Annotated in this window: 13 protein-coding genes; 6 read left to right on the forward strand and 7 right to left on the reverse strand. The window is 62.3% G+C overall.

Translation table 11 applies throughout. The features are described from left to right. Position 1 precedes the first annotated feature (1 nt). Positions 2–1,204, reverse strand: a complete 1,203-nt coding sequence (locus tag AC6CHY_RS00800) for an MBL fold metallo-hydrolase (protein WP_217387474.1) — start codon at positions 1,202–1,204, stop codon at positions 2–4. Here AC6CHY_RS00800 and AC6CHY_RS00805 point away from each other — a divergent pair. Further along, positions 1,203–1,406, forward strand: a complete 204-nt coding sequence (locus AC6CHY_RS00805; RefSeq protein WP_498225117.1) for a hypothetical protein — start codon at positions 1,203–1,205, stop codon at positions 1,404–1,406. The genes AC6CHY_RS00800 and AC6CHY_RS00805 overlap by 2 nt on opposite strands. On the opposite strand, the gene AC6CHY_RS00810 is transcribed toward AC6CHY_RS00805, so the two are convergent. Both AC6CHY_RS00810 and AC6CHY_RS00815 read right to left on the reverse strand, forming a co-directional pair. Beyond that, complete coding sequence (locus tag AC6CHY_RS00810; RefSeq protein ID WP_217387472.1) at positions 1,403–2,998, reverse strand: 4-hydroxyphenylacetate 3-hydroxylase family protein; 1,596 nt, start codon at positions 2,996–2,998, stop codon at positions 1,403–1,405. The genes AC6CHY_RS00805 and AC6CHY_RS00810 overlap by 4 nt on opposite strands. Positions 2,999–3,047: 49 nt before the next feature. After that, positions 3,048–3,635 carry a flavin reductase family protein gene (locus AC6CHY_RS00815; protein WP_217387471.1) on the reverse strand — a complete coding sequence of 196 codons (588 nt, stop codon included), beginning with the start codon at positions 3,633–3,635 and terminating at the stop codon, positions 3,048–3,050. A gap of 292 nt (positions 3,636–3,927) precedes the next feature. On the opposite strand from AC6CHY_RS00815, the gene AC6CHY_RS00820 reads away from it, so the two are divergent. Next, positions 3,928–6,204, forward strand: coding sequence for a LuxR C-terminal-related transcriptional regulator (locus AC6CHY_RS00820; protein WP_498225118.1), 2,277 nt, complete (start codon positions 3,928–3,930; stop codon positions 6,202–6,204). A gap of 212 nt (positions 6,205–6,416) precedes the next feature. Here the strand turns inward: AC6CHY_RS00820 and AC6CHY_RS00825 are convergent, their stop codons facing one another. Beyond that, complete coding sequence (locus tag AC6CHY_RS00825; protein WP_217387469.1) at positions 6,417–6,755, reverse strand: bifunctional 3-phenylpropionate/cinnamic acid dioxygenase ferredoxin subunit; 339 nt, start codon at positions 6,753–6,755, stop codon at positions 6,417–6,419. A 531-nt stretch (positions 6,756–7,286) separates the two neighbouring features. Here AC6CHY_RS00825 and AC6CHY_RS00830 point away from each other — a divergent pair. From AC6CHY_RS00830 to AC6CHY_RS00840, 3 genes are read left to right on the forward strand one after another with little or no spacing between them, the layout of a single operon-like run. Beyond that, positions 7,287–8,603 (forward strand): quaternary amine ABC transporter ATP-binding protein, encoded by a 1,317-nt coding sequence (locus AC6CHY_RS00830; protein WP_217387468.1) that lies wholly within the window; start codon positions 7,287–7,289, stop codon positions 8,601–8,603. Further along, the gene (locus AC6CHY_RS00835) at positions 8,603–9,451 is read left to right on the forward strand and encodes an ABC transporter permease (protein ID WP_498225119.1); all 849 of its coding nucleotides are present in this window, start codon (positions 8,603–8,605) and stop codon (positions 9,449–9,451) included. The genes AC6CHY_RS00830 and AC6CHY_RS00835 overlap by 1 nt, the downstream gene beginning before the upstream one ends. Before the next feature lie 54 nt (positions 9,452–9,505). Next, a complete protein-coding gene (locus tag AC6CHY_RS00840) occupies positions 9,506–10,405 on the forward strand; it encodes a glycine betaine ABC transporter substrate-binding protein (protein ID WP_217387466.1) in 900 nt (299 codons plus the stop codon). 337 nt (positions 10,406–10,742) lie between these two features. Here the strand turns inward: AC6CHY_RS00840 and AC6CHY_RS00845 are convergent, their stop codons facing one another. From AC6CHY_RS00845 to AC6CHY_RS00855, 3 genes are all read right to left on the reverse strand, one after another. After that, the gene (locus AC6CHY_RS00845) at positions 10,743–11,135 is read right to left on the reverse strand and encodes a hypothetical protein (protein WP_217387465.1); all 393 of its coding nucleotides are present in this window, start codon (positions 11,133–11,135) and stop codon (positions 10,743–10,745) included. Positions 11,136–11,200: 65 nt separating this feature from the next. Further along, positions 11,201–12,571 (reverse strand): FAD-dependent oxidoreductase, encoded by a 1,371-nt coding sequence (locus AC6CHY_RS00850; RefSeq protein ID WP_498225120.1) that lies wholly within the window; start codon positions 12,569–12,571, stop codon positions 11,201–11,203. A gap of 391 nt (positions 12,572–12,962) precedes the next feature. After that, positions 12,963–13,394 carry a VOC family protein gene (locus AC6CHY_RS00855; RefSeq protein ID WP_217387463.1) on the reverse strand — a complete coding sequence of 144 codons (432 nt, stop codon included), beginning with the start codon at positions 13,392–13,394 and terminating at the stop codon, positions 12,963–12,965. A gap of 276 nt (positions 13,395–13,670) precedes the next feature. Between AC6CHY_RS00855 and AC6CHY_RS00860 the strand changes: the two genes are divergently transcribed. Continuing rightward, on the forward strand, positions 13,671–14,174 hold the full coding sequence (locus AC6CHY_RS00860; RefSeq protein WP_217387462.1) for a MarR family winged helix-turn-helix transcriptional regulator: 504 nt from the start codon (positions 13,671–13,673) through the stop codon (positions 14,172–14,174). Positions 14,175–14,372 lie beyond the last annotated feature (198 nt).

The raw sequence follows: 14,372 nt of genomic DNA on the forward strand, positions 1-14,372 counted from the left end.
ACTACCCCGGCTGACCCACGCCAATGACGTCCAGATCATGTCCGATGACCAGCCGCCCGTCAAAGCCGTCGCCGCAGGGCACCCAGACTTCGTCCGGACGATTGCCGGGAACCATGTGCGAAAGCACCAAGGTCCCCACTCCTGCCTCCTGGGCGACCCTTCCCACGTCCTCGATCAGGGTGTGGGATCGGATCAAGTGCTGGTACAGGCCTTCCTGCGCGTCGGTTCGTGGCTGCGGGAAGAGGGATTCAGGCCAGGACTTGTCGATGACCTCGTGCACCAGCACGTCTGCACCCTTGGCCAGGGTAATGATGTTCGGTGTCAGTCCCGTGTCGCCGGAGAAGACCACGGAACCGTCTTCGGTGTCGAACCGGTAGGCCAGGGCTGGGAACACCGGCGCGTGGTTGACGAGAATGGCCGAGACCTTGACCCGGTCGTCCTCGAAGAACACGAATGGCTCCATGACCGGGCACGGATCGGTGTTCGGATTCTTCATGTACTTCTTGGGCACTGGAACATCGAAAGCCTCCCAAAGTTCCTCCGGGCGCGGTTTGCGGTTGTCAAAGAGGCGGTCGTTGAAGTCCGTGGCGAAGGCCTGAACTAGCAGGTCGGTCATTTCCTTCGTGCCCGGGGTGGGGTTTTTGGGACTAACCGGCTTCGGCGCTTTCCCATCACCAAAGAGCTCGGGCAACTCGCCGCGGTTGCCGGGCCCCCAGATCGGCACCTTCCCTTGCACATGCTGCAGTCCGTTGAAAATTCCCTCGCTGAGGATGTTGTTCAGGTCCACCACGTGATCGGAGTGTAGGTGGGTCAGGAAGATCCCGGCCAGCACATCCAAGGGGCCGTCCATATCGGACTCGAAATTGGGACCGAGCCTTGCCTTTCTTAGTTGGCCCATGACCCCGTGGCCGGCATCGATCAAGTAGTATCTGTCGCCCACGACGAGTGCTGAGGAAATCCCCTCGCGCGTACCGCCCGGCCAGTACGGAGGTCCGCCGGAGGTCCCCAGCAACACCAATCGTGTCCGGTGGTTTCCCAGTGGTGCCGGCCCAAAATCTCGGACCTGATCGGGGCGAGGCCCGGCGGCCTGCGCCTTGCCTGAAAACGCGCCCACTCCCAAGGCGGCGGCCCCGAGACCAAAACTTGCCAGCATCGTTCGTCGGGCAACTCCCGCAGCAGCAGCCCGGCCCATAATCTCGCACATGGCGATCCTTCCAATCGATGTCGCCGCCTGTGAAAAGGTTTCACATCACGCGGCTGGGTCATGGAATGCTTGCGCATTCCGATGGTTGCAACCACAGATCTCCGGGCGGGATGAATATCTGGATGATTTCCATCCCGCCCGGAGATCTTCATTCCTCGAGCCGGTCGACCACGTGGTGGTGCCGATCGGCTGCCCCTGCTAGCGTCCGCGCTTCATATATGCGTTGACATCGTCGCTGTTGAAAAGGTCCGGCACGGTCCAGCCGTCCAGGTTGTACTCGCCCATGCACTGTTCGACCATGCCGTTCATCATGCCTGCGGTGCCGGTCTGCTTGGCGTGCATCAACATTTCGACGCGCACGTTCTCGTGGTTGCCCGAATAGTTGCGTTCGTACAACTCATGACGGCCGCCGAACTCGGAGCCGATCGCGTCCCACAGCAGCTTCATCAATTTGACGCGGTCCACGGCCTGCACGCCGTTCGAACCCCGCACGTACTTGTCCAGGTACGGGCGGATTTCCATGTTCTGGAAATCCAAGGCGCCGCTGGGTAGATAGATGAGGCCCGAGGCCACGTCCTGCTCGATGATCTCCTTGATGCGCGAGTAGCCCTGGGCCATGAACATGCGGTAGGCCAGGCCATATTCCATCTTCGGCAGCACCGAGCCGTTCGGTCCCTTGTCCGGGTTGAGCATCATCCCGTCCACTAGGCCCCAGAACAGATTGCGCCAGCCGATGACCTCGCCGGCCCGGGCCTGCACGCCGCGGAAGTCCTGGGTGCCGGTGATTTCCAGGGCCTTGAGCAGCAGCCCGGCAATGAAGTCCAGCTTCACGGCCAGGCGGATGCAGCCCTGGAAGGTGAAGCGCTGGATAAAGCCGGTCTGTGGCATGAAACCGTTGATCTGGTCGGGGTCCCCATAGGCGAAGATGTTCTCCCACGGCACCAGCACCTTGTCGAAGACGAACACCGCGTCGTTCTCGTCCATGCGTGAGGAAAGCGGGTAGTCAAACGGGGTACCGGTCACCGCGGCGTTCTGCGCGTAGGAGGTGCGGGAAATCAGCTTCACTCCCGGGGCGTCCATCGGCACGGTGCAGATCAGCGCGTATTCCTTCTTCTTGATCGGCAATCCGTAGTGGGAGATGAAGTTGAAGTTGGTGATCGCCGAACCGGTGGCCACGACCTTGGCGCCCGAGACGATCACTCCGTTGTCGGTCTCCTTTTCCACCTTCATGAAAACGTCCGACACTTCGTCCGGCGGCAGATGGCGGTCCACAGGCGGGTTGATGATCGCGTGGTTCCAGTACAGGACCTTCTCCTGCGATTCCTTGTACCAGCGCAACGCGTTCTCCTGGTATGGCGAGTAGAACTCCGGCATGGATCCGAGGGTTCCCAGGAATGCAGCCTTGTAGTCCGGTGAGCGGCCCAGCCAGCCATAGCTCATCCGGGCCCAGGTCTCGATGGCGGTGCGGGATTCCTTCAGGTCCTCAACGGATTTGGGGACCTTGAAGAACGGGTGGGTCATGCCGCCGGAACCGGTGTCGGTCGGGGAAAGTAGCTTGCCTGAGGTGGCCGGGTCGTGGAAACCGTCGTACAGGCGTGCGGCCATCCGAACCGAGTTGCGGAATGCAGGGTGGGTGGTCACGTCCTCGACGCGCTCGCCATGTATGTAGACCTCGCGGCCGTCGCGCAGCGATTCGATGTATTCGTCGCCGGTCATCGGCAGCTTGGGATTGGCAGGCGTGGTCCGTTCGGACATGTCCGCAAGGTTCTTTTCGGCTTCTGGTGCTTGTGTCATGGTGTTCAGCTCCTTTGCTGGGGGTGGAAATGGTGGTGGGATGAAATTCTCAGAAGGCGTTGAAGTCGGTGCTGCCCTCGAACCATCCGGTGGCCATGCTGTCACCGCACGAGGCCCAGGGAGCACCTCCCACGTGGTCGCCGATCTCCCGGAATTTGCCCGCGAAGAAGCACAGGGGGTCCAGTTCGTCATTGCTGTGCAGTGCGATGACCCTGCCGACGACGATAAGGTGGTCTCCGCCGTCATAGATGGCCCAGGGCTCGCATTCCAGAGTTGCGCTATTGCCTTGAAGCACCGGGATGCCCTCGGCATCCGGGCGCCACGCCACCTCGCCTTTCATCGGCTTGCCGGCGAAGTTCAGGCAGGTATCCATTTGTCCGGAGGACATGATGTTGATGGCGAACGGGGAGTCCTCGAGGAGCCCGGAGATCTTGTTGCCGCGGATCAGGGTGACCTGGGCCAGCGGCGGATCCAGGGACACCGCAGTGAATGCGTTGACCGTGGCTCCGTGCGGCACGCCGTCCGGGGTGCGGCAGGTGACCACGGTGACACCGGTGGCAAACTTGCCGAAGGCATTACGCAGCTGGCGCGGATCGATATCCGGCAGCTGGCCGGTCGGGGCTGGTTGCTGGCTCATGGTTCGCTCTCTGGTTCCGTGGTCTCGGTTTGGTGGATGCACACCAGCTTGGACCGAACTTCTCCCGGCCACATGCGTAGAACCACCCCCTCAGCTACCTGCTTTGTGGCCTGCGCCATAAAACGTCCAGCCCCGGGTGAGAGACTTGGATCCGAACTATAGGGTTTCGGGCGTGCACGGCACCGCCCCAGGACCCACCGCGCACGGCAGAAGTCCGCGGCAGCAGACTGGAGAAAAACAACCGATGACTAGGCAACCAATCGATCATCAATTCACCGCGGGCCGACTTTCAATGACTTCCTTCATCGGTCGGCGGCACGAAATGGCGGAGGCCAAGGCCTTGATGTCCACTTCCCGGCTGGTCACACTGACGGGCGCGGGAGGCGTGGGCAAGACCCGGATGGCGGGGGAGATTACCCAGCAGGCGCGCCGGGCCTACCGCGACGGGGTCAGGATCGTCGAGTTGGCACCACTGACCAAGACAGCGTCTGTCGCCGCGGTCGTGGCAGCGGCGTTGGAAGTCTCGGACCAGTCGCAGCGCCCTGCCCTTGACCGACTGGCCGATTTCCTGCAGGACAAGGAGCTGTTGCTGGTTCTGGACAACTGCGAGCACCTGCTCGACGAGGTCAGCGTGCTGGTGCACAGGATACTTGGCCAGGCTCCCGACGTGCGCATTCTAGCCACCAGCCGCGAACCGGTGGGCATTACGGGAGAAACCCTTTATGCCATTCCCCCGATGTCGACCCCTCCAATCGATGATCCCGTGCGGGTCGAGCAGCTGGAAAGTTTCGAGGCCGTCGCGTTGTTTGTGGCCCGGGCGCGCAATGTGGTGCCGGGCTTTGCCCTGGACGTGGACAACGCCCCGGTCGTGGCGCAGTTGTGCACCCAATTGGATGGCATGCCCCTGGCCATCGAGCTAGCCACCACCCGCCTGCGCTCCTTGTCGGCAACCCAGCTGCTCGATCGCCTGGATCGACGTTTCCAGTTGCTTAACCGTGGTGACCGCTCAGCCCTGCCTCGGCAGCAGACGCTGCGGGCCCTCATCGACTGGAGCTACGAGTTATGCTCCGATTCCGAGCAGATGCTTTGGCGGAGGCTGTCGGTGTTCCCCGGCAGCTTCGACATGGAGGCGGCAGAAGCGGTCTGCGGGTTTGGCGAACTGCCATCGGACGACATTGTCGACCTCCTGGATTCCCTCGTCGCAAAGTCAATTCTCTCGGTTCGCCGCGACGGCGAAGTGCTGCGCTACCACCAGCTCGTGACCATCCGCGAATACGGCCAGGAGCTGCTGGCCAATCCGGACGAGGTGAAGACCTTGCGCACCAGACACTTGCACCACTATGTGGAACGATGCGACACCATGGTTCGAAACTGGTGCAGTCCGCACCAAAGCCGATTCCTTCAAGCTGCACGAGTCGACAGGGCAAATCTGACCTCGGCCATGGAATGGGCTCTGGAAGCTCCAGGCGAGCACGCAACTGCTGCCCGGCTGGCTTCTCTGCTGCGCTACCAATGGGTCTCCGGGAATTTCATCACCGAAGGCCGTGCGCTGCTCGACAGGGTCTTGTCGAAGCCCTCGGAAGCCGATCCACTCAGCTATGCCTCGGCCATGTGGGTCGCCGCCTGGGTCAGCCTCATCCAGGGAGATCACGACACCGGAGCAGACTACGCCCGCCGGTGCCTCACAAGCGCCCAGAAACTTGAGGATCCCGCGCTAGAGGCACATGCCGAACATTGGCTTGCCCTGCATCGAATGTTCAGCGGCGATTTGGTTGGAGCCATCGAGCTGTACCGGAAGGTCAGCAAGGCACATGACGCCCATGGTGATACAGCGGCCAAGCTGACAGCTCTCTTCCAGCTTGGCATGGCCCAGGCGTTGGACAACCGTCTCGAGGCGGCGCTGGAAACGTGCCGCCAGGTCATCGAAATCGCCACCTCCCACGGTGAGCTATGGAACCGGGCATATGCATACTGGATCCGCGGGATCAGCTACTGGCAGCTTGGCGAGTATGCCTCGGCCGTCACCGCCGTCACCGAGGCGCTACGCATTCAGCAATACACTTTCCAAGACGGCGTATGCGTGGCGCTAAGCCTTGAGACGTTGCACTGGATCACAGTGTCGATGGGCGACTACGATCGGGCCGCAGAACTGGCACATGCCGTAGCCTCGGTCTGGTCCGAATTGGGCATCACGGTCGCGGCCTTTGGTCCGCACATGCATAAAGCTTCGTTGACTAGCAACCGTCGCATGCGCGAGGCCCTTGGCCGTCGCTATGTCTCGAAAACCAAGGACGAACACAGGATGTCCAAGACCCAAGCAATCGACTGTGCCCTGGGCGTGACCACTAGCCCAGCGAAGCACTCCTCCGGGAATAACCCGCTAACCAAGAAAGAGATGCAAGTCGCCGGTCTTGTTGCCCAAGGATTGACCAACCGGCTCATCGCCCAGCAGTTGGTAATTTCCCCGCGCACGGTGGACGGCCACGTCGAGCGCATCCTGGCCAAGCTTAGTTTTAGAACCCGCTCCCAAATCGCGTCGTGGGCAACTGCAATGGGCCGGTCGGACTAGAAGACAAGGCTTCAGCATCAGGCATTGGCTCCCATGTGGCGCGACGGTCCACCCACGGGCGAATCAAACCCGACCTCGGCGTCACTTCGGATGTCAGACCGGTCTCGACGTCGAACAGCAGCGGCATCACCTAGATCCAACGGCCGTTCTCAGGGAACGAATGTCGCGTGATCCTCTGGTGCACCGCTCGATCAGCGGGGTTGCAGCATCAGTCAGACTGCAGGGGTTTCGGGGTAGAGCAACAGCTCCCCGTCCTTGACCTCGATTTTGTGGGTCCGGGCTCCCACGGTGGCCGGCAGGCAGAGGGCCTCCCCGGACTTGAGGCAGAACTTGGCCGCGTGGACCGGGCACTCCACCTCGGTGCCTTCGATCCAGCCGTCGGCCAGTGAGGCGGTCTCATGCGTGCATTCGTCGTTGATGGCGTAGAAGTTGCCGTCCTCGGCATGGAACACGGCTATGTCTTCCTTGGTCCCGTTGTCCTCGGACGGAATGACGATGGCTTCTCCTTCGTCGATGCTGTCGACGGAACCGATGTTGATGGCCTCGCTCATGAGTGTGCCTCCTGGGGTTTCACCGCCGCCGCACCTTTGGCGTCGGAGGTGGAAGTAAAAGAATCGTGTAATCCCATCATCGCGTGCTTTCCGCTTCCGACCCAACCGGTGAACATTCCAAGGTCCAGACACTCCCCCCGTTCCACACCCTGGACCGACGTGATTAATTCTGTAAATATCATCGAATAGCATCCAAATAATATTTACAAAACACAGGATTCATCGATCGATGATGGCTGGAGCATCCGGCGCAAAACGATCCGAAATTGATTTTTGTCCGGTCACCAATATAACGATGTCGCAACTCCGATTCTGAGGCTAAATCACGGGCCAAACGCACCGAGAAAGCGTCCAGGATCAACCGGTAATCACCGAGGAATTGTTGCCTTTCGTCGCCGGGCTGTTAGCGTGGATGGCCTAGGTCTCATCCGTTTGCACGAGGCTCACCAGCCGAATGCAACGGCAAAGTGAAACAAGAATGCACAAATCGTGTTGCCGGATATCCCGCGCAGCACGTGGATGGAATGACGCATGAATTCAATAACAGGACCGCCTTCGCCGGCCCTGCGTGTCACCAATGCCTTCAAGGTATTTGGGCGCAAACCGCAGGAAGCCGTGAGGGCCCTCAAGGACGGGAAATCCCGCAAGGATGTCGCCCCCATGGGCACCGCCGCCGTCATTGATGCCTCGTTTGAGGTCAAGCCGGGCGAGATCTTCGTTGTCATGGGCTTGTCGGGTTCCGGCAAGTCGACATTGATCCGCATGCTCAACGGGTTGCTGCCCATGACCAGCGGATCGGTCCATGTCGGGGACACCGACATCAGCAAGATCTCCGGCAAGCGCCTGCGCCAGGTACGGCAGAAGAGTGTTTCGATGGTCTTCCAGCACTTTGCCCTGCTGCCGCACCGCACCGTGCTGGAAAACGCCGCCTACGCCCTGGAGATCCAGGGCGTGGGCAAGAAGAAGCGCACCGAGCAGGCCACAAAAATGCTCGAAACCGTCGGGTTGACCGGATGGGGTGACAAGTACCCCGGGCAGCTCTCCGGCGGCATGCAGCAGCGAGTCGGGCTGGCCCGGGCATTGTGCTCGGAAACAGACATCTTGCTCATGGACGAGGCCTTCTCTGCACTTGACCCGTTGATCCGCCGCGATATGCAGGAACAGCTCGCCTCCCTGCAAGCGGATCTGGGCAAGACGATCATCTTCATCACCCACGACCTCAACGAGGCCATGTTCCTCGGGGACCGCATTGCGGTGATGCGTGACGGCGAAATCGTTCAGATCGGGACCCCGGATGAAATCCTCACGAATCCGGCCACCGAGTACGTGGCATCATTCGTACGCGACGTGGACCGCACCCGCGTGCTGACCGCAGGCAGCGTCATGGAGAACCCTCGTGCGGTGGTCAGCATCAGCGGAGGCGCGCGAGCCGCCCTGCTGACGATGCGCCAGCAGCAAACCTCCGGGGCCTTCGTCATCGACAGGCACCGCAACTTCCGCGGCATCGTCACCGACCGCGAGGTCATGGCCCTGGTCGACGGCGCAGGGTCCGACCTGACCGAGATCCTGACACGGGCGGACGACGCGGTTTCCACCGAAACCGCGCTCAACGACTTGTTCGGCCGTTCCGTGGAAAGCAACACGCCCTTGCCGGTCGTCGATGAGAAGGGCAGGCTGGTCGGCGCGGTCGCGCGTGCGACGCTGCTGGCCGCGCTGGGCAATGTTCCCTCTTCGACCGACGCGATCCAGATCGTCGTCCCGGGCCAAACCGCCGGAAGCGACGATGGCAGCCAACGACCAGAAATTTTCACCCAGGAGCCATCCGGTGAAGCGGGAGGCACTCTCTAATGGCCAACGACTTATTCAGGATTCCCGTCGGCAAATGGGCCGAAAGCGCCCTTGACTGGGTCATTGACAACCTTGGAGTTTTCTTCGACGGCGTCAAGGCCTTTTTCGCACAGTTTTACCAAGGACTCGACTGGGTCCTGACGGCACCGCCGTTCTGGGCAGTCATCGTCGTGCTCGCGGCTTTGGCGTTCTGGCTCAAGGGCTGGAAGCTGGCACTGGGCAGCATCGTCGGGTTCCTGCTGATCTACGGCATGAACCAATGGGAAAACGCCATGCACTCCCTGGCCTTGGTGCTCGTGGCCTCCGTGGTCGCGGTGATCATCAGCGTCCCGCTGGGCATCGCTGCGGCAAAGTCCGGCGCTGTCTCGGGCGTCGTGAAACCCGTCATGGACTTCCTGCAGACCATGCCCGCATTCGTGTACCTGATCCCGGTGCTGCTTTTGCTGGGCATTGGACCGGTCCCGGGCATCGTGGCGACCATCATCTTTGCCCTGGCACCGGGTGCCCGCTTCACCGAACTGGGCATCCGCTCCGTGGACAGCGAAGTCGTCGAGGCAGGCCAGGCCTTCGGTGCCTCACCGATGCGCATCCTGCGCCAGATCCAGATCCCCCTGGCCATGCCCACCATCATGGCCGGCATCAACCAGATCATCATGCTCTCGCTATCCATGGTTGTCATTGCCGGAATGGTCGGCGCCGGAGGGCTCGGCGGCGCCGTCTACGCGGCGTTGACCGGCCTCAACACCCCATTGGGTGTGGAATCGGGTCTCTCCGTCGTCATCCTCGCGATCTTCCTTGATCGCGTCACCGCTTCGCTGAGCAGGTCCAAGCAACACGTTGCAGCGTAATCACCCCCCATTAGCGGCCCCGCAACACCGGGGCCGTCGAGAAAGGCACGAATCATGAGGAAGAAACTCGCATCTTTGATAGCAGTGGCCGCGGCCTCGACCCTGGCGCTGACCGCGTGCGGTTCCGGCAGCGGCGCGGCCGCCGGCCCGGAAAACGGTGACAAGAAGGACGTCACCATCGGTGTCTTCGCCGGATGGGACGAAGGCCTTGCCGTGTCCCACCTGTGGGAGCGCATCCTGGCCAAGAAGGGCTACGACGTCACGCTGACCAGCGCCGACGTGGCCCCGGTCTTCTCCGGCATTTCCACCGGCGACTTCGACATGGCCATGGACGTCTGGCTTCCGGAAACCCACGCGACCCAGGCCGAAAAGTATGGTGACAAGATCCAGGAGCTGGGCACCTGGTACGAGGACGCCAAGCTCACCGTGGCCGTGAACAAGGACGCGGACATCGAGTCCCTGGATGAGCTCGCCGGCAAGGCCGACATGTTCGGCAATCGAATCGTGGGCATCGACCCGGGAGCCGGGCTGACCAAGGCCACGAAGGAGCGAGTGATCCCGCAGTACGGTCTGGAGAAGATGGACTACGTGACCTCCTCCACCCCCGCCATGCTGACCGAGTTGAAGAAGGCCACGGATGCCGGCGACGACGTCCTGGTGACACTGTGGCGTCCGCACTGGGCCTATGATGCGTTCCCGATCAAGGATCTCAAGGATCCCAAGGGCACGCTGGGCACCGCCGAGCACATCAGCACCTACGGCAGCCTGACCTTCAAGGAAGACTTCCCGACCCTCACCGGTTGGATGAAGGACTTCAAGATCGATGACGAGAAGCTCTTCTCCCTTGAAAACGCGATGTTCAACGGTGCCGACACCCAGGACTACGCCCCGATCGTGGACCAGTGGATCTCCGAAAACCAGGAATGGGTCGATTCCTTGACCGCCGCGAAGTAGTCGCACACCATCATCAAGCGGCCCGGTTCTTCCGGGGTCACCGGCATCTCCTGCGGTGTCCCCGAAGAAACGGGCCGCTTTTGTGGTCTTGGGCCGGCGCGGACCACGCGCGTGCCGTAAAGATGCACCGGCGCACGGCGGGCCTCGACGGGAAGCTCCTGCGGGTCAGCCGAGACGTCGACATCCCGGAATCCAAAACCCCTTTGTCGGTTCGCCGGCGTATTCCTGCGCGCAACGGAACCTCCATGCGCCGGTGGTGGGAATCGACCTGTGGATGGCGGCCAATGAGGAATCCGGTTCCCGGATCATCGCGCTTTGGCGTGAATTCCCGGGCTGGCTAGTCCCAGTGGGCAATAATGCCCAGGACCTTGCTGAGTGCAAAGACGGCCGCCAGGGCCGCCGCCGTCCAATACAGGAAGCGCACGTTTGAGCGCGGCTTTTCCAGTTGCCAGGATCCGGACTTGTCTTCCCGGTAGTACACCAGCGCCTTGCCCTCGGGAGCGCGGGGGTGTTCGAGCACCAGAAGCTCGCTGCGGATGGTGCCGTCCGCGGTGTGGAAAACCAGGCATTCCTGCCCCTCGAGCACGGCGATCTCATAATCGGCGGTCTTCCATTCCGCATCCCGGCGACGTTCGGCCACGGCAAAGGCATAGAATCCGGCCGCGGCAATGAGCGCCACCCACCCTATGAGGTCGAGTGCGGGGCCCAGGCTGGTCAGCAGGTCTTGCACGCTTTTATCTTATGGTCTGCGGCTTTCAGTCACCGCATCCGGGTCCCCGCGTGACCGAGGAGGAATCAGCGGGCGAACGAACCGAGCACCTCGTTCAACGCCTCCGTCGACGAGGGGTGGGTGAAGATCGAATCGCGCAGCGTGGATGAAGTGACTCCCTGGCGCATGGCCAGCGCGACAAGGTTGATGACTTCCTGGGAATCCACGTGCATCAGGGCCGCGCCGAGGATCCGGTCGGAGTCGGCATCGACCACGATTTTGACGATGCCGCGTGCATCTCCCACGATCTTGGGTCGGGGCATCGCGGCAATCTCGGCTACCTTCTTGACGGCGACCTTGATCTCCAGGCCCTGCGCCCGAGCTTGGTCCTCGCTGAGCCCGACGCGGGCCAATGGCGGGGTGGTGAAGATCGTGTGGGGAACCGCAACGCGGTCGGCCGTGGTGCGCTTGCCGGTTCCCAGGATTGCATCGGCGACGACGCGGTTGTCGTCAAGGGACACGTAGGTGAATTGGGGCCCGCCGTTCACATCCCCCAGCGCGTATACGCCCTCGGCCGTCGTGGCCATGCGTCCATCGACCTTGATGGCCCCCGATGCGGTGAGCTCGATGCCTGCGGATTCCAGGTTCAGCCCGCCGGTGGCCGGGGTTCGCCCGAGTGCAATGAGCACCGCGTCGGCCTCGATTGATCGCACTTGGCCGTCTTGATCGTAGTGCACCAGGGCGGAGTCGGTGTCTTGGCCGATGCGCTTCACGCTGGCTCCCACCCGCACCTCCACCCCCACGTCGTTCAGCGCCTCGAGGACCTCGGCGGCAACGTCTTCGTCCTCCTTCTTCAGTGCCCGTGCCCCGCGGTCCAGCACGGTGACCTTCGAGCCGAAGTGCGCGAACATGGAGGCGAACTCGGTCCCGACGTATCCGCCGCCGACCACCACCAGGGTCTTGGGCAGCGGCGCGTGTTGCAGCGTGGTGGAGTCGTGGATGCGCCCGCCGATGCGCGCGCCGTCAAGGTCCGGGATCGTGGGCACGGCGCCGGTGTTGATGATGATCCGCTTGGCCTCAAGTTCGAGGGTTTCTTCCCCGGCCTCGACCCTGATGCGGCGCGGCGAGATGAAGCTGGCCCTGCCCGTGATGGTGATGACCGAATCCAGCCCGTCCAGCATGGAAAAGTTCTTGGCACGCATCGCGGCGGTCAGCTTGTCCCGGCGCAGCACCGCCGCATCGAAGTAGTCGGGGTCGAATCCGTTACCGGGGCGGATGTCCGCGTCATGGATCAGCGCCTTGGTGGGAACACAGCCGATGTTGATGCAGGTGCCGCCATACATATCAGGCGATGCCTCGATGATTGCCACCCGCTGCCCGGCACGGGCCATGGTTCCGGCAAGCGTCTTTCCGCCCTTGCCCCAGCCGATGACTATGAGATCGAGTTCGTGTTCCATCGGGGCATCCTCTGTTCCTGGAAATACGGTGTTGACTACGGTTGAGTCTGGTTCGCTGCGGATTGGAGGTCAAGGAAGCCCGCGCCGAACGGGCCGAAGGCCGCACATCCTTGACCGGATTGAACACCCATTTCGTGCAGCCTTCGGCAACGACTACGACATGGAAACATATGGGCAGCGCCGTCGAAGGGCCAAGGAAACCGGATCCTGACAAAGGCAGGGTGGGCGTGGTCCAGGCGAAGCGGCCGCAGCCAGGACGCACCCGTGCTCGCTGGCTGTCGCCCTCACGCCATCGACGCAAAAATGCGTGGGTTGGACCGCCCAGGGTCTAACCCACGCATTTTTCATGCTGGCTTGGTGACGTTGGCCCCCTCGCCTGCGGAACGGGCGTTTACTGCCCCGCGTTCCCGGGCCCGGCAATGTTGACCATCCAGTCAACCCCGAACTTGTCCGTGAGCATGCCGAACGAGTCTCCCCACGGGGCCTCGGCCAGCTCCTCGCCGATCGTGGCACCCTCGCTGAGCTTCTTCCAATACGCGGTCATTTCGTCCTTGTCGTCGCCGCTGAGCGTGACGGAGATGGCGGTGCCGCCCTTCCACTCCATGGAGGCAGGGGTGTCGGCCGCCATCAGGTTCAGGCCGTTGGGTGCACGCAGGTGACCGTGCATGATCTTGTTGTCATCCTCCGGATTGCCGGTCTTGGCGAAGTCGTAGTCCGCGAAGGGGCGCAAATCCAGTTCACCGCCAAATACCGACTGGTAGAACTCGAGCGCGGGACGCGCCGTATCGCGGAAGCTGATGTAGGGGTTGAGAATCGTGCCCATGGTGTTCTCCATCGTTTGGCGGTGTTCAACAATTAGCAATTGTGCCCGCCGCAACCGGATCCGTGAAGCCTTCGGACCGATAGTTTGCCGTGAATTCGCTGGGGGTCCAACCCGGCGGGAACTGCCGCATCGGGTTCGTGGGCAACAGCCGAGGTCAACACCGCGGACAGGCCCGGGCCGGCGCGGCGCCACGCAGGCAAAACGCCGGCGCGCGGAAATGGCAAACGCGCCGTCGCGAAGGATTCGAATCGGCGGATCGCCACTAAAATGATTCCCATGACTTCACCGTTCTCCGAATCCCGACCCGACCCGGGATCGGCAACTGATCACGAAACCCTTGATCCATTGATCGAGGACGTGGAAAAAGAGTTTTCAATCATGGTCGTCAAGGCGCGCCAGGCCATCCGCAAGCGCGCCGCCGCGATCCATCCTGAACTTCAGCCGCTGGGCTACAAGGTGCTCTCCATCCTGGCGCGCGAGCACGCCCAGCAGCAGATCATCCTTGCCGAGGAACTCCAGGTGGACAAGGCGACCATGAGCCGGATGATCAAATGGCTCGAGGCCAAGGACCTGGTCACCCGCGTTCCGGATCCGCGCGACGGCAGGGCCATGCTGGTCAGCATCACCGAACCCGCGCGTGCGGGCTATCTTGCCTCCAGCGCGGCGTCGCGCCAATTGCTGAGGAACCGGCTCGTTTCCTGGGACCCCGAGGAAATCAAGCGCTTCGCCGACCTGCTCTCCAAGCTCAACGCCAACGACGCCCCGGCACGCGAAAGCTGACTGGCGCGAAACCGTTCCCCGGCCCCGGCCCTCCACCTGGAAGGGTCGGGGCCGACGGCGTCGGCGAGTCTGGGCGCATCCATGTCGCCTGTTCGCCCCCGGGACGACCGCCCGTTCCGAACCCGGCCGATTGCCGGATAGCACGGGCTCCCATGGCGTTTCCCGGCAGTGAAATCGGCCCCGGCACGCGGCGTGGTT

Source organism: Paeniglutamicibacter sp. GQ140 (assembly GCF_059759235.1).